At 70.4% G+C, this 22,920-nt stretch carries 19 protein-coding genes; 14 read left to right on the top strand and 5 right to left on the bottom strand.

The genetic code is table 11. The features are described 5' to 3' along the window. The first annotated feature begins 52 nt into the window (after nt 1-52). From ACQP2T_RS25630 to ACQP2T_RS25600, 7 genes are all read left to right on the top strand, one after another. Nucleotides 53-673, top strand: a complete 621-nt coding sequence (locus tag ACQP2T_RS25630) for a TetR family transcriptional regulator (RefSeq protein WP_433518573.1) — start codon at nt 53-55, stop codon at nt 671-673. Between the two features lie 8 nt (nt 674-681). Further along, the gene (locus ACQP2T_RS25625) at nt 682-3,153 is read left to right on the top strand and encodes a polysaccharide lyase family 8 super-sandwich domain-containing protein (protein ID WP_433518572.1); all 2,472 of its coding nucleotides are present in this window, start codon (nt 682-684) and stop codon (nt 3,151-3,153) included. 208 nt (nt 3,154-3,361) lie between these two features. Next, complete coding sequence (locus ACQP2T_RS25620; RefSeq protein WP_433518571.1) at nt 3,362-3,886, top strand: PadR family transcriptional regulator; 525 nt, start codon at nt 3,362-3,364, stop codon at nt 3,884-3,886. 130 nt (nt 3,887-4,016) lie between these two features. Further along, entirely contained in the window at nt 4,017-4,760 is a 744-nt protein-coding gene (locus ACQP2T_RS25615) for a siderophore-interacting protein (protein ID WP_433518570.1), read from the top strand. A 36-nt stretch (nt 4,761-4,796) separates the two neighbouring features. Further along, nucleotides 4,797-5,393, top strand: coding sequence for an NUDIX hydrolase (locus ACQP2T_RS25610; protein WP_433518569.1), 597 nt, complete (start codon nt 4,797-4,799; stop codon nt 5,391-5,393). A gap of 248 nt (nt 5,394-5,641) precedes the next feature. After that, the gene (locus ACQP2T_RS25605) at nt 5,642-6,301 is read left to right on the top strand and encodes a lysophospholipid acyltransferase family protein (RefSeq protein ID WP_358443064.1); all 660 of its coding nucleotides are present in this window, start codon (nt 5,642-5,644) and stop codon (nt 6,299-6,301) included. Nucleotides 6,302-6,375: 74 nt separating this feature from the next. Beyond that, nucleotides 6,376-7,956 carry a penicillin-binding transpeptidase domain-containing protein gene (locus ACQP2T_RS25600; protein WP_433518568.1) on the top strand — a complete coding sequence of 527 codons (1,581 nt, stop codon included), beginning with the start codon at nt 6,376-6,378 and terminating at the stop codon, nt 7,954-7,956. Between the two features lie 81 nt (nt 7,957-8,037). Here ACQP2T_RS25600 and ACQP2T_RS25595 read toward each other — a convergent pair whose 3' ends face one another. After that, the gene (locus tag ACQP2T_RS25595; protein WP_433518567.1) at nt 8,038-8,733 is read right to left on the bottom strand and encodes a PadR family transcriptional regulator; all 696 of its coding nucleotides are present in this window, start codon (nt 8,731-8,733) and stop codon (nt 8,038-8,040) included. Nucleotides 8,734-9,189: 456 nt separating this feature from the next. After that, entirely contained in the window at nt 9,190-9,471 is a 282-nt protein-coding gene (locus ACQP2T_RS25590; protein WP_397305355.1) for a DUF3040 domain-containing protein, read from the bottom strand. 133 nt (nt 9,472-9,604) lie between these two features. Here ACQP2T_RS25590 and ACQP2T_RS25585 point away from each other — a divergent pair, with 133 nt between their 5' ends. The 5 genes from ACQP2T_RS25585 to ACQP2T_RS25565 all read left to right on the top strand — a co-directional run bounded on the left by ACQP2T_RS25585 (nt 9,605) and on the right by ACQP2T_RS25565 (nt 17,936). Continuing rightward, a complete protein-coding gene (locus tag ACQP2T_RS25585) occupies nt 9,605-10,681 on the top strand; it encodes an Rv2578c family radical SAM protein (protein ID WP_433518566.1) in 1,077 nt (358 codons plus the stop codon). Nucleotides 10,682-10,911: 230 nt separating this feature from the next. Continuing rightward, nucleotides 10,912-13,014, top strand: a complete 2,103-nt coding sequence (locus ACQP2T_RS25580) for a GTP-binding protein (RefSeq protein ID WP_433518565.1) — start codon at nt 10,912-10,914, stop codon at nt 13,012-13,014. A gap of 113 nt (nt 13,015-13,127) precedes the next feature. After that, nucleotides 13,128-13,256 (top strand): hypothetical protein, encoded by a 129-nt coding sequence (locus ACQP2T_RS25575; RefSeq protein WP_433518564.1) that lies wholly within the window; start codon nt 13,128-13,130, stop codon nt 13,254-13,256. A gap of 60 nt (nt 13,257-13,316) precedes the next feature. Continuing rightward, nucleotides 13,317-16,427 (top strand): S41 family peptidase, encoded by a 3,111-nt coding sequence (locus ACQP2T_RS25570; RefSeq protein WP_433518563.1) that lies wholly within the window; start codon nt 13,317-13,319, stop codon nt 16,425-16,427. Between the two features lie 156 nt (nt 16,428-16,583). Next, on the top strand, nt 16,584-17,936 hold the full coding sequence (locus tag ACQP2T_RS25565) for a glycosyltransferase family 4 protein (RefSeq protein ID WP_433518562.1): 1,353 nt from the start codon (nt 16,584-16,586) through the stop codon (nt 17,934-17,936). A 7-nt stretch (nt 17,937-17,943) separates the two neighbouring features. On the opposite strand, the gene ACQP2T_RS25560 is transcribed toward ACQP2T_RS25565, so the two are convergent. Beyond that, nucleotides 17,944-18,849: a S1C family serine protease gene (locus ACQP2T_RS25560; RefSeq protein ID WP_433518561.1), complete on the bottom strand. Its 906-nt coding sequence runs from the start codon at nt 18,847-18,849 to the stop codon at nt 17,944-17,946. A 203-nt stretch (nt 18,850-19,052) separates the two neighbouring features. On the opposite strand from ACQP2T_RS25560, the gene ACQP2T_RS25555 reads away from it, so the two are divergent. Continuing rightward, complete coding sequence (locus ACQP2T_RS25555; protein WP_433518560.1) at nt 19,053-19,766, top strand: HNH endonuclease family protein; 714 nt, start codon at nt 19,053-19,055, stop codon at nt 19,764-19,766. 61 nt (nt 19,767-19,827) lie between these two features. Here the strand turns inward: ACQP2T_RS25555 and ACQP2T_RS25550 are convergent, their stop codons facing one another. Next, a complete protein-coding gene (locus ACQP2T_RS25550) occupies nt 19,828-20,664 on the bottom strand; it encodes an SGNH/GDSL hydrolase family protein (protein ID WP_433518559.1) in 837 nt (278 codons plus the stop codon). Nucleotides 20,665-20,881: 217 nt separating this feature from the next. Between ACQP2T_RS25550 and ACQP2T_RS25545 the strand changes: the two genes are divergently transcribed. Further along, nucleotides 20,882-22,126: an isochorismate synthase gene (locus tag ACQP2T_RS25545; RefSeq protein ID WP_433518558.1), complete on the top strand. Its 1,245-nt coding sequence runs from the start codon at nt 20,882-20,884 to the stop codon at nt 22,124-22,126. Nucleotides 22,127-22,261: 135 nt separating this feature from the next. Here ACQP2T_RS25545 and ACQP2T_RS25540 read toward each other — a convergent pair whose 3' ends face one another. After that, nucleotides 22,262-22,876, bottom strand: a complete 615-nt coding sequence (locus ACQP2T_RS25540; RefSeq protein ID WP_433518557.1) for a YigZ family protein — start codon at nt 22,874-22,876, stop codon at nt 22,262-22,264. Nucleotides 22,877-22,920 lie beyond the last annotated feature (44 nt).

The following is a 22,920-nucleotide window of genomic DNA, read 5'->3' as shown; positions in this document are numbered from 1 at the left end:
AGTTAACTCGGTTAAGACTTTTACCAGGTTAACACTTTGGTAGAGTGACCTCATGACAGGACTTCGGCAGTTGCAGAGGGAACACGTGCGCGAGGCCATCTCCACGGCGGCCATCTCGCTCTTCCTGGCGCGTGGTTTCGACGAGGTCCCCGTCACCGAGATCGCCGCCGCCGCGCGGGTGTCGAAGCCGACACTGTTCAAGTACTTCCCGGCCAAGGAGGACCTCGTCCTGCACCGCATCAGCGACCACCAGGGCGAGTTCGCGCGGGTGGTGCGGCAGCGCACGGCCGGCGAGCATCCGCTGACGGCCCTGCACCGGCACTTCCTCGACGCCCTGGCCCGGCACGACCCGGTCACCGGGCTGAACGACCAGCCGGAGGTGATCGCCTTTCGCCGCATGGTGTTCGGCACGCCCAGCGTCGCCGTACGCCTGCTGCACTACATGTCGATGGATGAGGACGCCCTGGCCGCAGCGCTCGCGGAGGCTCCGGAGACCCCCGACGCCCTCACCGCCTCGCTGCTGGCGGCGCAGGTGCTGGCCGCGCATCGGGTACTGGCCAAGTACAACTGGCAGGCCCTGGCCGAGGGGCGCGCGCTGGCGGAGGTCGAGCCGGAGGCCGTACGCCGCGCCGACCGCGCCTTCGCCCTGCTGCGCCACGATCGACCCGCTTGAGGAGCGACATGCCAGACCTCGAACCGACCCTCGAAACGGCCCTCGAAACGGCCAGGGCTCGGCTGCGGCACGAGCTGCTGGACACCGCCTCCGGCACCACCGCCGTCGGCGCGGCCACCGGCCTGGCCGACCCCGCCCTCCTGACCGGCCCCACCCCCGGCCCGCCGGCCGACCCTGTCCTCAGCCTCCCGACCAGCCCCATCTCCGGCCCACCGGCCGACCCTGTCCCCGACCTCCTGGCCGGCCCTGTCCTCGGCTCGCCAGCCGGCCCCGGCACCGACGGGCCCAGTCCTCTGGTGAGCCGGCTCGGCGCTGATGGCACTTGGCCGGACCTCGACTACGCCGACCGAGGCGACGGCCGGAACTGGGCGCCGCTGGAACACCTGTCCAGGACCCTCTCCCTGGCACTCACCCCACAGCACCACCCCAGCGCGCTCAGCGCCCTGGACGCCTGGCGCCGCCACGGGCCGCGCAGCGCCAACTGGTGGTACAACGAGATCGCCGCACCCCAACTGGCCGGAGACGCCCTCCTGCTGCTCGCCGACCGGCTCGACCCGGCCGAGCGCACGGCCTGGGGCGCCTGGCTCGCGGGCTGCGCGAGCTCTTGGGAGATGACCGGCCAGAACCTCGTCTGGACCCAGGCGGTCGTCCTGCGCCACGGCCTGCTGGTGGACGACGCCGACCTGCTCTCCTCGGCGGTCGCGCGGATGGCGACGACCCTGCGGCCGACCCACGGCGAGGGGATCCAGGACGACTTCAGCTTCCACCAGCACGGCGCGCAGCTCTACTCCGGCGGCTACGGCTTCGCGCTGGCCGCCGACCTGGGCTTGTGGATCTATGTGGTGTACGGCACACCGTGGGCGTTCGGCGGCGCCGAGGTGGGCTTCTTCACCGACTTCCTGCTGGAGGGCCTGCAGTGGGCGATACACGGGGGCGCCTTCGACTTCACCACCATGGGCCGCAACATCACCCGAGCGGACGCCCACCGACCCACCCCCGACCTGCGAACCGCGATCCGCCGCCTGCGCGCGTCCGGTGCGCCCCGGCAGGCCGAACTGGCGGCGTTCGAACAACGCCTGGCCGAGGCCGAACAGCCGCCCGCGGAACGCACTGCCGTGACCGCTGCGGGCCTCGCCGCCGGGATCGCTGCCAGGCCCGCTTCCGAGACCGCTCTCGGGTCCACTCCTGAGGCCACTGCCGGGACCCCTCTCGGGTCCGCCACAGGGCCTTCTCTCGGCTCCACTCCCGAGACCGCTCTCGGGTCCGCTCTCGGGTGCGCTGCAGAGCCCGCCCCCGGCTCCACTCCTGAGGCCGCTGCTGGGACCGCTCTCGGCTCCACTGCAGGACCCACCCCCAGCCCCACTCCCAGGGACACTGCAGGACCCGCTCTCGGGTCCGGTGCCGGGTCCGAGGCGTCACGGCTCCCTGCCGGGACCGAAGGGGTACAGCCCGCTGCCAGGACCGAGGCCGCACGACCCGCTGCCGGGCCCGTTGGATGTCGTTATTACCCGCGTTCCGACTACCTCGTGCACCGGCGACCCGGCTGGTCGGTGTCGGTGCGTATGTCGTCCACCCGCACCGCGCCCACCGAGAGCATGAACGGCGAGAACCTGCGTGGCCGCCACCTCGGCGACGGCGTCGCCCCCATCCGAGTCGGCGACGGGCCGGAGGACGGCTACCGAGCCGTCATCCCGCTTTGGGATTGGGCGCGGCTGCCCGGTGTGACCGCCGAGCAACCCTCGGACCCGGCGGCGCTCCTCCCCCGTCCCAACGACCGGCACGGCGCGTCACCGGACGTCGACGGCTGGACGGATGGCCGCCACGGCATGGCCGTGATGCGTCTGGCGGGGACCGACCGGATCGCGGACGGCTGGAAGGCATGGTTCTGCTTCGATGACGTCTTCGTCGCGCTCGGGGCCGGGATCACCGCACCGTCGGCCACGTACCGGGTGGTGACGACGATCGACCAGCGCCTGGCAACCGGCCCGTTGACCATCGGGCCGTTGACCGACGGGCCGGGGACGACCGGGCCGGGGATGACGAGGGCGGGGACGACCGGCGCGGAGATGACCGGCGCGGGGACCATCGGGCCGGGGATGACCGGGCTTGGGACGACCGAGCCCTTCGTGCATCAGGGGCGCATCGGCTACCTGCCGCTGTCCGACCGGGGGTCGCTGTCGGCGCGGGTGGAGCGCCGGAGCGGCAGTTGGGCGGACATCACCGCGACCGGGTCCACCGAAACGCTGACCGCCGAGGTGTTCACCGTCGGCTTCGACCACGGCCCGCGCCCGGCCGACGCCACGTACGCGTGCCTGGTCCTCCCCGGCGCGGACGCGGCGGCCACGGCCGCGCGCTGGGCGGACCCCGGTGTCACCGTCCTGTCCAACACTCCCCTGCTGCAGTCGGTCCGCTGCGACCACAGCGGCGTGACCCTCACCGCCCACCACGACGCGCGAGGGCTGACCTTCACCCGGAGCTGAGGCTTACCCGGTCCACAGCGACCGCAGCAGCTCGACCCTCACCGCCGCCACGACACATGGAGGCTGACCCTCGCCCAGAGCTGAGGCTTACGCGGTCCGCAGCGACCGCAGCAGCGTGCCCGCCACCGCCCGCCACGACGCACAGGGGCTCGCTTTCACGCGGAGCTGAGGTTTACTTCGTTATATCGTTCGATATAGCATCCGAGCCATGATGAACGCACGCCGCGCGCCCGGCGGAGGCGGTCTCGGGCCGACGGGGCGCTTCTTCGGGCCCGGTGAGCTGCGCCTGGCGATCCTGGCCCTGCTCGCCGAGCAGCCCGGCCACGGCTATCAGGTGATGAACCGCCTCGCCGACCGGTTCAACGGGACGTACGAGCCCAGCGCGGGCTCCATCTACCCGACGCTGCAGATGCTGGAGGACGAGGGCCTCGTCCGGGTCGAGGCGGCCGAGGGCCGCAAGGTGCACCACATCACCGAGGCGGGCCAGAGCGTGGTCGGTGAGCAGGCCGAGGAGATCGACCGGCTCTGGGCGCGGGCGGCCAGCCGGAGCGAGTGGGGGATGTTCCGCGAACCCGAGGCGGCCGAGATCATCGGCCCGGCCCTGCGCCTGGTGAAGGCCGCGGTCAAGACGCTCGCCCACGCGCACGGCGACCCCAGGGTGGTCGACGAGATCCAAACGATCTTCATCGAGGCCCGCCGCCGGATCGAGCAGCTGGACCCCCGCCGCCGCTGACCATCCGCGCTGAGCTCCACAGGTCAGCGCTCAGCCCGGCCACAGGTCCGCGCACAAGCCCGTCCGCACGTTCGCGCTCAGCCCGTAGCCCGTACGCGCGCAGCCTGTACGCACTCAGCAAGGAGCTGAAATGAAGACGACCATCACCCGCGCTCTGCGCGACCGGCTGTTCGTCGTCGGGGAGGTGCTGGAGACCGAGCAGGTGACGCCGCGCATGCGGAAGGTCAGGATCGGCGGCGAGGCCCTGAGCGGGCTGAAGTGGACCCCCGGCCAGCACGTCCGGCTGGCGGTCAACGACATCTTCGCCGCCCGTACGTGGTTACGGGGCGAGATCACCGACGCCCTGCGTACGTACTCGATCTGGCACCACGACCCCAGCTGGCAGACCATCGAGCTGATCGGCTTCGACCACGGCGGCGACGGGCCGGGCACGACCTGGATCAGGAACGCCCGCCCCGGCCAGGAGGTCGCCTTCACCAAGCCGGAGGGCAGTCTCGTGGTACGCCCCGCGCCCTACCATCTGTTCGCCGGGGAGGAGACGGCGTCGGTCGCGTTCGGCGCGATGCTGCGCGCGATGCCGCTGGGCGAGACGGTGTTCGGGGCCGTGGAGGCCGATGGGCCCGGCGACCACCTGGACCTGCCGCGCGAGCTCACCCGGGTCTGCCGCGACGGCGCGTCCGCCGCGAGCTCCGAGCTGCTGGTGGAGGCGGTCAGGAAGCTCGACCTGCCGGACGAGCCCGGGGTGGCCTACCTCGCCGGGGAGGCGCGGACGATCCAGGCCGTCCGCGCGCATCTCGTGCGCGAGCGGGGCTGGCAGCGCGGGGACGTCCGGACGAAGCCCTTCTGGGCGCCTGGCAAGCGCGGACTCGACTGACATACGTGTATATAGCGGGCGTGAGATCCTGGGCTGGTGCTTCCTCCGATCGACGAGTTGCGTGAGCTGGTCGCCACCCGCCTGACCGCCTTCGACCGCCGGGAGGTGCCGCCGGCCGAGGGGGTGCGCCGGGCTGCCGTGACGGTGTGCGTGCTCAGGGACCCGGCCGGCCTGCCGTACACGATCCTCATCAGGCGGGCGCCGCGCGGGCGTAATCCCGGGCAGTGGGCGCTGCCGGGCGGGCGGCTCGACGACGGCGAGCAGCCGGTCGAGGCGGCGCTGCGGGAGCTGGCCGAGGAGACGGCCGTCACCGGCGTCGAGGTGGCGGGGCTGCTCGACGACTTCGTCACCGACTCCGGGTTCGTCATCACGCCTGTGGTGGCCTTCGGCGGGGAGCAGCGGCCGGTCGCCGACGCGCACGAGGTGGCCTCGGTGCACGCGGTGCCGCTGGAGCGGTTCCTGGCGCCGGGGGTGCCGCGCTGGCGCGGTGGGCTGCTGCAGATGCCGCTGGGGCCCTCGATCGTGGTCCACGCGCCGACGGGGGCGATTTTGTGGCAGTTCGCGGAGGTCGCTCTGCGTGGCCGTGAGCTGCGGGTCTTCGACGTCGCCCAACCACACTGGACCAGAACCTGACCGTTTCTTTTGGGCCGGTGGAATACGTGCAGCCGGATGTCCGTTAGCATCGAATGGCCGATGTGGTCTGTGTCCCCCGGGCCGCAAATTACCGCCTTCACGGAATACCGTTCGGCTGGAGCCGTGTTGTGCATCTCGCCGAGGAGGCGACCGCCACATCGGCCTTAGGCTTTTCAGGCGCCCCGGTTCCGGCCGGGGCGCCTGCTCTAGGGTGGGTGGCCGGACCGCCGATCATCCAGGAGAGCCCGTTGCTATATGAAGTGGTCAAGTTCGCCGCTACGCCGATCGCCCATGCGATGTGCCGTCCGCACATCTCCGGCGCGGCGCACGTGCCGAGGACGGGACCGGCGATTCTCGCCGCCAACCACTTGTCGGTGCTCGACTCCTACCTGCTGCCCGCGCTGCTGCCGCGGCACGTGACGTTCGCCGCCAAGAAGGAATACTTCTCCGGCAACCCGGTCTCCGGCTGGTTCATGCGCCTGGGCGGCAGCCTGCCCACCGACCGCGACAGCGCGCACGCCGCGCAGGAGATGCTCGACGCCGCCGCCGACCTGCTGGACCGCGGCGAGTTGTTCGGGATCCACCCCGAGGGCACCCGCTCCCCCGACGGCCGCCTCTACCGCGGCAAGATCGGCGTGGCCTGGCTGGCGCTCAAGACGGGCGCGCCCGTGCTGCCGGTGGCCCTCAGCGGCACCGAACGCGTGCTGCCGGTCGGCGCCAAAATGCCGCGCCCGGCCAGGATCGGCATCACGATCGGCGCGCCGATGCGGTTCGAGGGCGACCACAGCAAGGCCCGCGACCGCCGCCGGGTGACCGACGAGATCATGGCCGCGATCCGGGAGCTGTCCGGCCAGGAATACGTGCCGACCTATGCGTCGAGCTTCAAAGCTGCCAGCAATATGTCCTAATTTGTCGCTAAGCTCTGCAACCTGTCGATGACCATGGGGGCTGACCAGTGGCGCGTGGCCGCACCATCGCGATCGTGTCCTGTGTCACCGTGCTGGCGGCGGGGGCCGCTGCCGGTGGCGCGTACTACGTGCTTCATACGAGAGGCACACCCGCCGAGACGGCGCGGCTCTTCGCCGCCGCCTGGCAGTCGGGCGACAAGGCGGCCATGAGCGCCACGCTGGCCGCGCCGCAGCAACTGACGGCGTACGACCAGATGCGCACCGGCCTCGCGGTCGAGTCGACCTCGGTCAAGCTCGGCACCGTCACCAAGTCCGGCGACGACCGGGCCCGCGTGCCGTACACCACGACCTTGAAGCTGAAGAACATCGGCGACTGGACCTACGAGGGACAGATCGACCTGAAGGTGGCCGATCGCGCCTGGAAAGTCGACTGGACGCCCAAGACCCTGCACCCGTCGCTGACCGCCGGCGCCACGTTCGCGCTCAAGACGCGCTGGCCCGACCGGGCGAAGATCACCGACGCCGACGGCGGCCGCATCGACGACGGCTCGGCCGGCGGGTCGGTGCAGCAGCTCGTCGGCTACCTCGACAAGGCGACCAAGAAGGACGTGGCCAAGCTCGGCTCCGCCTACCAGGTCGGCCAGACCGTCGGCAAGGGCAGCGGGCTGCAGGAGACGTTCCAGAAGCAGCTGGCCGGCACCCCGGCGACCGAGATCAAGGTCGGCGACAAGACGCTGCAGACGGTCGAGGGCAGCGGGGGCGAGGATGTGAAGACGACGCTCGACCCGCGCGCGCAGGCCGCCGCGGTCGCCGCCGTCAAGGACGTCAAGAAGCCCACCTCGATGGTCGCGATCAAGCCGAGCACGGGCGAGATCCTGGCCGTGGTCAACAACCAGGGCGGCTTCAACCGGGCGCTCGACGGCCGCTACCCGCCGGGCTCGACGTTCAAGGCCGTCACCGCGATCGGGCTGCTGGCGGCCGGGATGTCACCGGAGGACAAGGTGACCTGCCCGATGTACGCGACGGTGGGCGGGCTGAAGATCCGCAACTCCGAGAAGGAGGAGTTCGGGTCGCTGTCGTTCCTCGACTCCTTCGCGCACTCCTGCAACACCACGTTCGCGCCGCTGGCCGAGAAGCAGCTGGGTGCCGAGAAGCTGCTGAAGGTGGCCGAGGACGTCGGGTTCAACCAGCCGCTGAACATCGGGGTGCCGGCCACCAAGGCCAGCTTCCCCAGACCGGAGTCGGACGCCGAGCTGGCCGCCGAATCGTTCGGACAGGCCAGGATCACGGCCAGTCCGCTGTCGATGGCCTCGGTCGCGGCGGCCATCGCCGACGGCACCTGGCGGCCGCCCACGCTGGTGCCCGACCTGAAGCAGAAGGCGGCCGAGCAGCCGCTGCCGGAGGGCGTCAAAACCAATCTGCACGCCATGATGGCCGCCGTCGTCTCCAAGGGCACCGCCAAGGCGTCCGGGCTGCCCTCGGGCACTCGCGGCAAGACGGGCACGGCGGAGTACGGCACCGGCGACAAGCTCCAGACTCATGCCTGGTTCATGGGGTTCAAGGATGACGTGGCCTTCGCCGTGGTGGTGGAGGGCGGCGGCACCGGGGGCAAGGTGGCGGCCCCGGTGGCGGCCACCTTCCTGCGCCAACTGTGACCTGATCTGCCCGCCTATGCCCGGGCGGTCACGTTCCTCTGTGACTGCTTGGACATCGGGTCACATTCCTCTGTGACCCGATCAGCCTGCCAGGCCGCCTCTGTCCAGGCGGACTCTTTCCATCGGACCGGTCTCGTCCGCGTGGCCCCTTGCCGCGGGGCCCGTCGTGACCGGCGCGGGGCGGGTGTTCTGGTGGTAGACCCGCCACTGGTCGATGCCGGGGAACGTGCCGATCGTCAGCTCCGCCAGCAGCGCTCCGGTCCACGCCTCCTCGGCCACGCTCATGGCCAAGGCGTACTCGGACTCGATGAGGAACAGCCGCGGGATCTCGCCGCGCTCGACCTCCAGGGTCTCGCGCTGGACGGCGATCCGGTCACGGAGCAGCGCAAGCCGCCGCCGGAGCAGCGCGGTGACCTCGTCAGGGTCGAGCCCGCCCATCACCGACAGCCCGGCCTCGAACCCCGTCGGCTCCCGCTCAGGAGTCCCCAGAAGCTCGCGCGTCCAGTCCTCGGCCTCCTCGCGGCCGTCGGCGGTGATGCGGTAGACGGTCCGCTCGGGCCGGCCCCCTTGCCGGGCGCTCTGGGTGGCCTTGATCAAACCGTGCTTCTCCAGATTGCGTACCACTGTGTAGAAGGAGCCCCACTTGATGGGCGTCTCGCGGTCTTTACCACGGGCCCGCAGGACGGATGCCATCTCGTACGGATGCATCGGTCGTTCCGCGACCACCGTGAGCACGGCGAGGGCCAGCAGATTGGCCACCCGGCGTCGTTGCGCCACCCACACCATCCTCGTAGACGAATATTCGTGGGCGACTATACGCATGCGAGTATTCCTGGAGCAATAGGGCTTGTGTCGCCAGGCGGGCGAGATCGCGGCCTGCGGGCACTGCACACGGTGTCTGGCATCGCCGAGTTGGTCGGCGTACGCGGCGGCGTTCCGACGCACTGCGTCAGCACCTAGCGCACGGCGTCTCGCGTCTGGCGCACGACGTTTGGCGCCTCGGGCACGGCGCCTCGGGCACGGCGTCTCGCGGCGCGCGGCGTCTGGCGCTCTGGTGCCTCGGCACGGCGTCTCACGCGCGGCGCGCGGCGCACGGGGCACGGCGTCTGGCGCCTGGCGTCTCGCTTACAGCGTCTGGCGCACAGAGCACGGGCATGGGCACGGCGTTGGGTGCACAGCGCGTGGTGTCTGGCGTACGGGCGTCACAAAACGCCGGATATTTCGGGAGATGCGCTAGAGCGACGCGGCCAGCGCGAGGGCCGTCGCGGCCTCGTGCTGCAGGACCATGATCAGCAGCGTCGCGACCAGAGTGGCGATCAGCAGCCAGCTGATCAGGATGATGACCGTCGAGCGGCGCGGCCTGCGCCGGCGGCCGGACTGCCCGTCGACCTTCTCCTCGCTGCGACGAGCCCGCTCGTTGAACGACTCCAACCTCGCCACGAGTCGCGGATCGTCGTCGACGAGGTGCTGCTCGATCTGTGCCAGCATCCGCTCCTCGTCCTGCGACCAGGCCATGGGTGCACCTCCGGAACGCAAGCTCTGTGCCGGGTTTCTGCCCAACCATGAAGATCATTAGCCCCCGCCCAAGCAGGTAATTGCCACCTCTTTTCATTTGCGATCTTCATCGAACTTTTGTTCTAATCATGGGATGCGCTGGGACAACCTGCGCCTGGCCGACTCCGGCCGGGACGATCCGGCCGTGCCGCTGTTCGCCCGTGGCGCGGTCACCCGCACGTTCGACACTCCCGAGTTCAAGGGGATGACCTTCTACGAGATCCAGGCCCGCTCGATCATCAACCGGGTGCCGGCGGCCAGCCGGGTTCCGTTCGAGCACACCATCAACCCCTATCGGGGCTGCGGCCACCGCTGCGTCTACTGCTTCGCGCGCAAGACCCACCAATACCTCGACCTCGACGCCGGCGCCGATTTCGACTCGAAGATCGTGGTCAAGGTCAACGCCGCCGAACTGGCCCGCAAGGAGCTGGTGGCGCCCCGCTGGCAGGGCGGCCCCATCGCCATGGGCACGAACGTCGACTGCTACCAGCGAGCCGAGGGCCGTTATCGGCTGATGAGGGGCATTTTGGCCGCCCTGCGCGACGCCGCGAACCCGTTCTCGATCCTCACCAAGGGCACGCTCATCCTGCGCGACCTCGACCTGCTGACCGAGGCCGCCGAGGTCACCCAGGTGAGCGCCAGCGTGTCGGTCGGCTTCGCCGACCCCGACCTGTGGCGCTCAGTCGAGCCCGGCACCCCCGCCCCGCGCCGACGGCTGGAGGTCTGCGCCACGCTCAACGACCACGGCATCCCCTGCGGCGTGCTGATGGCGCCGATCCTGCCGTACCTCACCGACTCCCCCGAACAGCTCGAACGCACGGTCAAGGAGATCGCTCAGGCGGGCGCCACCCACCTGGCGCCCATCGTCCTGCACCTGCGGCCCGGGGCGCGCGAGTGGTGGCTGGGGTGGCTGTCGCGCGAGCATCCTCGGCTCGTGCCGCGCTACCTGGAGCTGTACGGAAGGGGCGCCTACGCTCCGCAGGCCTATCAGCGGCGCATCACCGACCAGGTCAAGGAGCTGGCCCGACGCCACGGTGTCGGCCGGGCGAGCGCGGCATCAGCCCGCCGGCTCCCGTCCAGCCCCGAGTTCGCTCCGCAAGCCCACCCCGAGCCCGCTCAACAGGCCCGGCCCGTCCCGACGGCACGGCAGCTCAGCCTCCCCGGCCTGTGACAGGTGCGGTAGTGCTCGACCTCCCCGGCCCGTGGTGTGGCGGCTCGGCCTCTCCGACCCGTGACGGGCCGGCGGGTGAGTGAGCGGCGAAATAAATCGCTGGCCACGCGGCCGACCCCGGTGCCATCATGAGGCCGTTTCTGACGCCGACCAGCAGGAGTATGTAATGCGGTGCCTTCGAGTCTCCCAGCGCCCCATTGGCACGAGAGTTCTCGAGGCTTCGACCACGCATGTACATCCTCAACATCGGCATCCTCGCGCATGTAGACGCGGGTAAGACCAGCCTGACCGAGCGGCTGCTGTTCCAGACCGGCGCGATCGACCGGCTGGGCAGCGTCGACGACGGCAGCACACAGACCGACAGCGGGGCGATCGAGCGGCGCCGCGGCATCACCATCCGCACCGCCGTCGCCTCCTTCACCGTGGGCGACCTACGGGTCAACCTCATCGACACACCCGGCCACGCCGACTTCGTGGCCGAGGTCGAACGCGCGCTCGGCGTGCTCGACGGCGCCGTGCTGGTGCTGTCGGCCGTCGAAGGGGTTCAGCCGCACTCGCGGCTGCTGATGAAGACGCTGCGCAGGCTGCGGGTGCCTACGCTGATCTTCGTCAACAAGATCGACCGGGCCGGGGCCAGGGAGCGGGAGCTGCTGGAGGACATTCGGCGGTGGCTCTCGCCGTACACCGTCGCCTTGAACACCGTCGAGGAGATCGGCGGTCCGGATGCCCGTACGCGCCGCATCATCGGCCCGGACGAGGCGGACGGTTCCGGCGATTCCGCCCTTGGCGGCCAGGTGGCCGAGATGCTGGCCGAGCATGACGACGGCATCCTGGAGTCGCTTGTCGAGGGGCGGGCGCCGAACGGCCGGCAGGTGTGGGCGGCGATGGCCCGGCAGTGCGCCGACGGGGTGCTGCATCCGGTGCTGTTCGGGTCGGCGATGACCGGGCGGGGTGTCGGCGATCTGCTCGACGGGTTCCGGCTGTTGCCTGCCACGGCCCTGCCAGGCACGCCCGAAACGAGCTCCGCCATAGCGGGCACGGCCGGGTCGGGCACGACCGCGTCGGGTGAGGCGCTCAAAGCGACCGTGTTCGCGATCGAGCGGGGCACCGCCGGGGAGAAGGTCGCCTATCTGCGGATGCGGTCCGGCGTGCTGCGGGCGCGGCAGCGGGTGCCCTTCCATCGCCTTCGCCGTGACGGGACGGTGGAGGAGTACGGTGGGCGGCCGACCGCGGTGCGCGTGGCCGGGTCGGCGGAGTCGCAGGCGGTGGCCGGGGACATCGCGAAGGTGTGGGGCGTGCCCGAGGTCCGGGTCGGCGACCACCTCGGCCTCCTGCCAAGCGACCGGCTCAGCACCCCGCCAAGCAGCCGCCTCGACACCCCACCAGACGGCCGCCACGGCACCGCGCCTGACGATCACCTCGGCACCGCGCCGGACAGGCGCCTCGGCACCTCAGCAGAGGGCCGCCTCAGCACCCCACCAGAGGACACGCCCAAGAGTGGGCACTTCCCGGCGCCCAGTCTGGAGACGGTGGTCAGGCCGCGGGTTCCCGGGCAGGAGGGCCGGCTGCATGCCGCGCTCGCCGCCCTGGCCGAGCAGGATCCGCTGATCGGCACCCGCGCCCTGCCCGGCGGCCAGACGTCGGTCCTGCTCTACGGGGAGGTGCAGAAGGAGGTCATCGCCGAGACGCTGGCCGGGGAGTTCGGGGTGGAGGCGGTGTTCGAGCCGACCCGGCCCGTCTATCTCGAACGGCCCGCCCGCCGGGCGGAGGTCGTCGAGGAGATCGCCCGCCACGGCCGTAACGACTTCGTCGCCACCGTCGGCCTGCGGGTGGAGCCCGCCGCCATCGGGTCCGGTGTCGGATATCGGCTGGGTGTGGATCTGGGGTCGCTGCCGCTGGCCTTCCACCGGGCCATCGAGGACACCGTACGCGACACGCTGTCCGAGGGCCCGCACGGCTGGCCGGTCACCGACCTCCTGGTCACGCTGACCAGAACCGGTTATGACAGCCCGGTCACCACGGCGGCCGACTTCCGGGGGCGGACGACGAACGTGCTGCGGCGGGCGCTGCGCCAGGCGGGCACCCGGGTGTACGAGCCGTGCCACCGCTTCGAGCTGGAGGTGCCGCCGGAGTCGCTGAGCGCGGCGACCGTACGGCTGGCGGCGCTGGGCGCCGTGGTGGCCGATGCCGTGCGGCGGGAGGCGGTGTGGCTGGTCAGCGGCGACATCCCGGCCGTGGCGGTGCGTGAGTTCGAGCTGGCGCTGCCCGGCCTGTCGCATGGCGAGGGCGTGTGGTGGTCGCGGCCCTTCGGTGATCGTCCCGCCCGAAGGTAACGATATGTCACCAGTTGTCCACTGACAGTTACTTCACATGTCGGTTTTCTGCCGGAAATGGGTACTAAGGCGGTTGATGTACTTATCCCACATCATCTGTTCAGGGGGAACCAATGGCTCAGACGAACAAGAAGCCGGCCGCCAAGCCCGGCAAGACCAAGAAACAGACGATCAAACCCGCCCGCCCGGACAAGGACGTCAAGGACGCCAAGAAGGAGCCCAGGAAGCCGGACATGTCCTGACGCGGTGAAAGGATCAGGCAGCCGCGGCCGGAGTCCCGGCTGCCTGATCACGGAGCACACATGTCCGCCTACCTGCGCTTCCCCTCTATCTTCCAGGACGTGGTCGTTTTCGCGGCCGAGGACGACCTGTGGATGGTCTCCGCCCTCGGGGGGCGCGCTTTCCGTCTGACCGCCGGGCTCGCCGAGGCCGGCTACCCGCGCATCTCGCCGCGCGGCGACCAGCTCGCCTTCGTCGGGCGCGAGGAGGGCCCGGAAGAGGTGTACGTCATGCCCGCCGACGGGGGCGCGGCCCGGCGGGTCACCTATCACGGAGCCCGCTGCACCGTGACCGGCTGGGACCCCGAGGGCCGCATCCTGTACGCCAGCGACGAGTGCCAGCCGTTCGAGGGCCGCAAGTGGCTGCACCGGGTCGCGCCGGGCGGCGTGCCGCACCGCCTGCCGTACGGACCGGCGAACTCCATCGCCCACGGCCCCCGCGGCATGATCGTCCTGGGCCGCAACACCGCCGATCCCGCGCGCTGGAAGAGGTACCGCGGCGGCACCGTCGGCGATCTGTGGATCGACCCCGACGGTGAAGGCCGCTTCCGCCGGCTCATCCGGCTGCCCGGCAATCTGGCCTCGCCCTGCTGGAGCGGTGACCGCGTCTGCTTCCTGTCCGATCACGAGGGCGTCGGCAACGTGTACTCCTGCACTCCGGACGGCGACGACCTGCGCAAGCACACCCACCACGACGACTACTACGCCCGCAATCTGTCCGGTGACGGCCACCGCCTCGTCTACCACGCGGGCGCCGACCTCTACCTGCTCGATCCCGGGGACGCGCCCCAGCGGATCGACGTACGGCTGGCCAGCTCCAGGACCCAGCGCAACCGCAGGTTCGTGGAGGCCGACGACTACCTCGAGAGCGCCACGCTCACTCCCGACGGCAGCGCCCTGACCGTCACCGCCCGCGGCAAGGCGTACACCATGGCCGGTTGGGAAGGGCCGGTCCGGCAGCACGGCGAGCCCGACGGCGTCCGCTACCGCTTCCTGACCTTCCTCAACGACGGCCGCCGCCTCATCGCCGCCGCCAGCGACGACGGTGACGAGGAACGGCTGGTCATCCTCGGCGACCCGGCCGCCCCGGAGATCGCCCGGCTCGGGCGGATCACCGCGCTGGTGCCCGATCCCGCCCACGACCGCGTCGCCGTGACCAACCACCGCGACGAGCTGCACCTCGTCGATCTGGCCACCGGGCGGGCCGTACTCGTCGAGGCCAACCCGCACGGCCCGCCGGCGGACCCCGCCTGGTCGCACGACGGCCATTGGCTCGCGTACGCCACCCCGCTGAACGCCCACACCGCCGCGATCATGCTGCACCACCCCGCGACCGGCCAGACCGTCGCCGCCACCGAGCCCCTGCTCGAGGACTCCCGCCCCGCCTTCGACCCGCGCGGCCGCTATCTCTACTTCATCGGCCAGCGCGTCTTCTCTCCCGTCTACGACCAGCTCCAGTTCGACCTGGGCTTCCCCCTCGGCACCCGCCCCTACGCCATCGCGCTGCGACAGGACGTCCCCGACCCGTTCGTCCCGAACCCCCGCCCTCTGGGAGCGAAGGACGACGAGGAGGAAGAGGAGGAGGGCGAGCCCGAGCCGCTGCGCGTCGACCTCGAGGGCCTGTCCCGCCGCGTCACCGCGTTCCCCTTGCCGGAAGGCCGCTACGAACGCGTCGCCGGGCTGCCGGGCAAGGCTCTCATTCTCAGCAGTCCGCTGCAGGGTGACAGCATTCTGGATCTGTACGACTTCACCAAGGGTGAGAGCGAGACCTTCGCCCGCGGCGTCAGCGACTTCGAGCTGGGCCGCGATCACAAAACGCTCCTGTACCGGGCGGGCCACCGGCTGCGCGTGCTGAAGGCCACCGAGACGCCCGACGACGACGGCGACACCCCGGGCCGCGAAACCGGGTGGATCGACCTGTCCCGGATCAAGGTGTCGGTCTGCCCGGCGGCGGAATGGCGGCAGATGTTCCGGGAAGCGTGGCGCCTGCAGCTCGAGAACTTCTGGACCGAGGACATGGCCGGCGTCGACTGGCACGCCGTCTACGAGCGCTACCTGCCGCTCGTCGAACGCGTCAGCACCCGCGGCGAGTTCTCCGACCTGCTGTGGGAGCTCCACGGGGAGCTGGCCACCAGTCACGCCTACGAGAGCGGCGGCGAGTATCGGCCGGGCCCCGACTACACGCAGGGCAAGCTCGGCGTCGACTGGGACTATCACGACGGTGTCTACCACATCGGCGCCATCGTCACCGGCGACGCGTGGAACCCCGAGGCCACCTCCCCGCTCAACCGGATCGGCCTGGACGTACGGCCGGGCGACGCGGTCCTGGCGATCAACGGCGCCCCCATCGGCGAGACCGCCACCCCCAACGAACGCCTGGTCAACCAGGCCGACGAGGAGGTCGAGCTCACTCTGCGCCGCGACGATCGCGTCTTCACCGCCGTCGTACGCGCCATCGCCGACGAGGGGCCCGCCCGCTACCGCGACTGGGTCAACCTCAACCGCGCCCGCTGCCATCAGCGCTCGGACGGCCGCGTCGGATACGTACACATTCCCGATATGGGCACCGACGGGTTCGCCGAGTTCCACCGCGGCTTCCTGGCCGAGCACGACCGTGACGCGCTCATCGTCGACGTCCGCTTCAACGGCGGCGGCAACGTCTCGGCGCTGCTGCTGGAGAAGCTGGCCCGCCGCAGACTCGGCTACGACTATCCCCGCTGGGGAGACCCCGAGCCCTACCCGCCGGAGTCGACGCGCGGTCCGCTGGTCGCCATCACCAACGAATGGGCCGGCTCCGACGGCGACATCTTCAGCCACACCTTCAAGCTGCGGGGCCTCGGCCCGCTCGTCGGCAAGCGAACCTGGGGCGGGGTCATCGGCATCTGGCCGCGGCACCGGCTGGCCGACGGCACTGTCACCACACAGCCAGAGTTCTCCTTCGCCTTCGACGACGTCGGCTGGCAGGTCGAGAACTACGGCACCGACCCCGACATAGAGATCGACATCACCCCGCAGGACTACGCGGCGGGCACGGACACCCAGCTCGAAAAGGCCATCGACGTGATTCTCGGGCTGCTGGCCGAACACCCCCCGCACACCCCGGATCCAACACATCGGCCACGGATGCAACCTTAAGAGGATTTGCAACGTCTATAGATCATGCGTGGGGTTAGTCCTCGGGGATGGACAGGACACTCCACCGAAGCGGGACAATAAGCCGGTGGCGAATTCGCACACATCGTCATTGGCCACTTGTGTAGGGACACTCTCGGTTCAAGGGGGACTTCTCAGGTGCGCGCACTGGCACGCAAGGGCAAGTCGGCGATGGTCCGGCTGTACAAGGGCTACAACCGCCGCAAGGTGCGCAAAGCGCCGCCGCCGTCCACGGACAAGGTCAGGATTCTGATCCTGCACGCGTACGGCATGGGCGGCACGATCAGGACCGTCTTCAACCTCGCCAGTTATCTGGCCGAGAACCACGACGTGGAGATCGTCAGCATCCTGAAGGAGGCTGAGGAGCCCTTCTTCCCGATCGACCCACGGGTCAAGTTCCGCTTCCTGGACGACCGGCTGAACCCCGGCCCGGATCCGGTACGCGCCATGCTGTCGAAGAGGCCGAGCAAGCTCATCCCGCCGGAAGAGTCGGCCTTCCACCGCTTCAACCTGTGGACCGACCTGAAGCTGGCCCGCTACATCCGCTCGCTCGACACCGGGATCCTCATCTCCACCAGGCCCGGCCTCAACCTGGCGATGGCTCAGTTAGCGCTGCCGAGCGTCATCACCATCGGCCAGGAGCACGTCGCGCTGCGTACCCAGCCGGAGGCGGTACAGGAGCTGATCAAGTGGCGCTACCGCCGCTTCGACGCGCTGGCCACCCTCACCAAGGCCGACCTGCGCGACTACCGCGCCGCCCTGCCCAAGAAGCCGAAGCGGCTGATCCGCATCCCCAACGCCGTGCCGCCGATGACCGGCGACGTGGCCAAGCTCGACTCCAAGGTCGTCATCGCCGTCGGCCGGCTGACCCGCCTCAAGGGCTTCCACCGGCTCATCGTCGCCTGGGAGGAGGTCGCCAAGACCCACCCCGACTGGAAGCTGCGCATCTACGGCGCCGGCCCCCAGGAGGACAACCTGCGCCAGCAGGTGATCGACGCGGGTCTCGAAGACCAGATCGAGCTGCCCGGCGCCACCTCCGACGTCGGCGCCGAGCTGGAGAAGGCGTCCATCTTCGTGCTCAGCTCGCGCCACGAGGGCTTCCCGATGACCATCCTGGAGGCCATGGCCAAGGGGCTGGCCATCGTCAGCTTCAACAGCCCGCACGGGCCGAAGGAAATGATCACCGACGAGGTCGACGGGCTGCTGGTCAAGCCGCGTACCAACGCCAACCTCGCCACCTCGCTCCTGCGCGCCATCGAGGACGAGGAACTGCGCCGCCGCCTGGCGGCCGGAGCGCTGGAGACGGCGCGCACGTACGACGGGGACGTCATCGGCGCGCAGTGGGACGCCCTGTTCGAGGAGCTCCTGGCCCGCCGCAACGGCACCTACGTCAAGCCGGCGCGGCCCGCGCCCGCGGAACCAGCGCCAGCCGAATCGGCACCCGCGGAAGCGGCGCCGGCCGAGCCCGCGCGGACTCCGTGGTCCTCCTGACGGCCGGCTAAGTGCGGCTCGTCAGCTCGACCGGCTCCGCGATGACGTCCACCAGCGCCCCGTTGCGGTGGACCGTGATCGGCAGGGGCCGCCCGATCGCCTCGGCGAACATCAGCCGCTGCAGGCTCTGCGCGTCGCCCACCGGATGGCGGTCCGCGCTCAGCACCAGATCCCCCGCCCGCAGACCGGCCCGGTCGGCGGGCGATCCGGGCATCACCTCCACCACCCGCAGCGCGCTGTCCTGGCCGGTCCGCCGCCGCAGCGGCTCGCTCAGCGGCGCCGGCGAGGTCACCAGCCCGAGGTAGGCCCGTCGTACCCGGCCGTCCTTGATCAGCGTGGCGATGATCGCCCGCGTCGTGCTGTTGACCGGCACGGCCAGCCCCACCCCGACGCCGGCCACGGCCGTGTTGACGCCGACCACCCGCGCCCGCGAGTCGGCAAGCGCTCCTCCGGAGTTGCCGGGGTTCAGGGCCGCGTCGGTCTGGATCACGTCCTCGATGAGGCGTACGGCCTGACCGCTCCGGGCCGGTAACGACCGCCCCAGTCCCGACACCACGCCGGCCGTCACCGAGCCGGCCAGCCCCAACGGGCTGCCCACCGCCACCACGAGCTGTCCCACCACCAGCTCGTCGCTGTCACCCAGGACGGCGGGCTCCGGCGTGGGCACCTGCGCCCTGATCACCGCCAGATCCGACAGCGGGTCGCGCCCCACCACCAGGAACTCACCCGACGACCCGTCGGCGAACGCCACCGTGCCCGCCTTCGACGAGCCCACCACGTGCGCGTTGGTCAGCAGGAACCCGTCGGCCGTGAAGACCACCGCCGACCCGCTGCCCCGATCCGCCCGGACACTGGCCACCCTCGGCAGCAGCTCGGCCGCCACCGAGGAGACGACGCGGGAGTAATCATCCATGACGACACCCTTCTCAGTTGCTTACATCATTACTCCGCAACTGAGAAAACGGCCACCACCCATGAAGATCCACGCCCGGATCAACAGGACCGTGCGCCACACACCCCTCTCTCTGCCGCCTCAAACCTCTCACTGTGTCAAACACCACAATGTCGGGAATTGATCTCTAGAGAACCTGTGCCCAAGAATCCCCGGAGGCGTACTTGAGCACAAAGGAAACGGTCGCCCTACTGGCGGGGGGCGTCCTGGTCGTCTCCCTCGTCAGCGGCACCAAGACCAGCCCGGCCACCGCGTCCAGCCCCCTCACCAACACCAGCGGAACCCGCCCAGGACTCGCCCCCATCGCCACCGACGCCGACCGGGCCAGCGCCCGCACCCTCATCAAGCGGCTCCGGGTCAAGGGCCGCGGCCCCAAGACCGGCTACGAGCGGACCAGGTACGGCGACAACTGGGCCGACACCGCCACCGGCGTCCCGTACGCCCGCAACGGCTGCCGTACCCGCGACGACCTGCTCGCCCGCGACGGCCAGGACGTCAAGTATCGCCAGGGCTCCCGCTGCGAGGTCGTCTCCCTCGTCCTGACCGACCCCTACACCGGCCGGACCATCGACTGGCGCAAGGCCCACGCCGACGAGATCCAGGTCGACCACGTCATCCCGCTCGCCTACGGCTGGCGGATGGGCACGCCGCGCTGGTCGATGTCCAAGCGCGTGGACTTCGCCAACGACCCGCTCAACCTGCTGCCCGTCTACGGCGCCGCCAACGAGCAGAAGGACGCCTCAGGGCCGGCGGGCTGGCTGCCGCCGCAACACCGTATCCGCTGCGCCTACGTCACCCGCTTCGCCCAGGTCGCGCTCAAGTACGACCTGCCCGTCACCCGCGCGGACAAGAACGCCATGCTCGCCCAGTGCCGCTGACCGCCGCTCAGAAGATCAGCACCGCTTAGTAGACCAGCACCGCCCAGATGACCAGCGCCGCTCAGAGCACGTCGATCCACTCGAAGCCGCTCTTGAACGTCAACTGGGCCAGGGCCCGCTGCCCCTGGGCGTTGGGGTGGAAGTAGTCCCACTTGCTGATGTAGTCGAGCGTGAACGGGTAGGCGAACACCGCGCCCCCGTCCGTACGGCACGCGGTTCCGAGCGTCGCGCACGCCTCGGCGGCCTCGTGGTTGTAGGCCATCACGCGCGCCCGGACCCGGGCCCGGCGCGCCACGTCCGCGCGCTTGGCCGACGAAGGGGAGGCCAGCATCGTGGGGCAGATCCGGCCGAGTGTCCAGAACGTGCGCGCCAGCGCGTTGCTCTTTCCGACCTGCCACAATCTGCGCAGGTCGGGAATGCTGGCGAAGAACACCCTGACCCCCGGCACCCCGGCCCGCAACTCCGCCAGAGCCGCGTCGAGCCGCTGCCGGTAGACGTTCACGGGCGTCATGTCCTTCTCCGCTGGCTTGCAGGCGTCCTGAGCGCCGATGAGAATTGTGACGTATGTCGCCTTTGCGGTGATCGCCTGCTTCACCTGGCCCATCAGGTCCGCGCTCGTCGACCCGGGCACCGCGAAGTTGCGGTTGTGCCCCATGATCGACCGGCTCAGTCCGGCCAGCCGCAGGTAATGGCTGGTCACCTCGGTGTTGTCCCCCGCCGACCAGGAGCGGGAGGTGCACGAGACGTACCAGCCGCACGCGTTGAACCCCGCCGAGATCGAGTCTCCCAACGCCGCCATGATCTCTGGGACAGGCTCCGCCGAGGACGACGCGTGTGCCGTACCGGAACCGAGAAGAACGAGGGCAGCGGCGAAGAGGGGTGCGAGACGAGTGATCATGCGGCCCAAAGTAGGGATGGGCGCGGAGGCCGACTATGTCGTCAAGGCAACATCTGCCATCTCGGGACCGTGTTCATATCGCTGCTTGACAGTCATGATCCGATGGGGATGCTCCGAATATCATGCGGGTTCCCCCTTTATCTGGGTTCATTGACCGTAACCGGTCATTCACGGGGGTCCCAGTCGAACGTGTTCAGTTCCCGCATAGAGTGTCTGGGTGAGTGTCGCGCTCGGAACCACCCGCCCGCTACCGGTTCGCACCGCCCCCATAGGTGACCCCGGTGACCTGCTGGCCTCCCTGCCCCGGACCGCCGCCCCCTATGCCTGGATCCGGCACGGCGAAGGACTCGTCGGCTGGGGTGAGGCCGCGCGGGTGGCCGTTCCCGCAGGTCCCGACCGGTTCGCCTGGGCGAGCCGGTGGCTCGCCGACCTGTTCGGCGACGCCCACATGGACGGCTATTTCGACGGTCCCGGTGGGATGCCCGGGGTCGGGCCCGTCGCCTTCGGCTCCTTCACCTTCGACGAGAACGCCGCCGGCTCCGTCCTCGTCGTGCCCCAGACCGTACTCGCCCGGCGCGACGGCCGCGCCTGGCTCACCACCATCGGCGACGCGCGCCTCGAACCCCTCACGCCCGTACGCGATCCGGGCCGCATCAGCTACGGTGACGGCAGCCTGTCCGCCCCCGAATGGGAGCATGTCGTCGCCCAGGCCACCCGGCGCATCCGCGAGGGCGAGCTGGAGAAGGTCGTCCTGGCCCGCGACCTGATCGCCACGGCCGAGCGGCCGATCGACGTACGCCTCCTGCTCGACCGCCTCGCGCAGCGCTATCCCGACTGCTACACCTTCTCCGTCGCCGGGCTCGTCGGCGCCACCCCCGAGCTGCTCATCCGGCGCACCGGCAAGGAGATCGAGTCGCTCGTCCTGGCCGGCACCACGCCGCGCGGCACCGGTCCGGCCGACGACCTGGCCCGCGGCGCGGCGCTGTTCGCCTCGGCCAAGGACCGGCACGAGCACGAGTGCGCGATCGCGTCCGTACGCGAGACGCTCGCCCCGCTGTGCTCGTCGCTGCAGACGCCCGACGAGCCGGAGCTGCTCATGCTGCCCAACGTCCAGCACCTGGCCAGCCACGTCACCGGGCGCCTGGCCGACGGCGCGTCGGTGCTCGACGTGGTCGCCGCCATGCACCCGACCGCGGCTGTGGGCGGCACGCCCACCGACACCGCCATCAAGGTGATCCGGGAGCTGGAGGGGATGGACCGCGCGGGCTACGCGGGTCCGGTCGGGTGGATCGACGCGCACGGGGACGGGGAGTGGGGGATCGCGCTGCGGTCGGGGATCGTCCGGGGGCGCCGGGCGCGCCTGTTCGCGGGCGCCGGCATCATGGGCGACTCCGACCCGAGCTCCGAGCTCGCCGAGGCGCAAGCGAAGTTCCGCGTGATGCAATACGCCCTCGAGGGGTGAACTGCCGGTTTTTGTTACGGTCTGATTTTCTGTTACGGCAAGCACAGGAGGCCCCAGACGCCGTACGTGGCTGAGGGCCTCCAGGGACACGGCCGCTGAGCCCGCACAGGGCCGGCCGCCGTTACGGCCGCATTCTTACCCGGCTACGTGGATTCTGTTGCCCGGTGTCACCTGAGCCCTGCCCGCCGTCAGAGTGGCCAGCCAATCCGCGAAGGCGGCGGTCTCGTCGTCCGCCACCGCCACCGTGAAAACGACCTTGCTGCCGTAGGACACCTCCCTGATGGGGTGTCTCGATGCCCGTAGGTCGTTCTCTATGCGGCCCGCCTGGTCGTGGGCCACTGTCACGTCGATGAGCGTCGCCGGGATCATCCTGGTTGGTCGTGCCTGGTCCAGGGTCTCGGTCACCGCGGAGCTGTAGGCGCGGACCAGGCCGCCGGCGCCCAGGAGGGTGCCGCCGAAGTAGCGGGTCACCACCGCCACCACGTCGTTGAACCCTCTGCCGGTCAGGGCCTGGAGCATGGGGGTGCCCGCCGTGCCGCCTGGTTCGCCGTCGTCGTCACCCTTCCGGTCGTCGCCGATCACGTAGGCCGTGCAGTTGTGGGAGGCGCTCGGGTGCAGGTGGCGGCGTTCGGCGATGAAGGCCGAGGCTTCCGCGGGTGTCCTCGCCGGGGCTACCGCGCAGATGAAGCGGGAGCGGCGGGCCTCCGTCTCGTGCTCGATGGCGGCGCTGAGAGTGAGATAGGAGGACACGTCCACAGATTAGTGCTCGCCGGACAGGCCGTTGGGGCTGGCAT

Origin of the sequence: Nonomuraea sp. CA-143628 (assembly GCF_050942315.1) — a bacterium.
GTDB lineage: Bacteria > Actinomycetota > Actinomycetes > Streptosporangiales > Streptosporangiaceae > Nonomuraea.
Note: the sequence above shows the minus strand (reverse complement) of the source record. Positions and strands in the feature narration are given on the sequence as shown.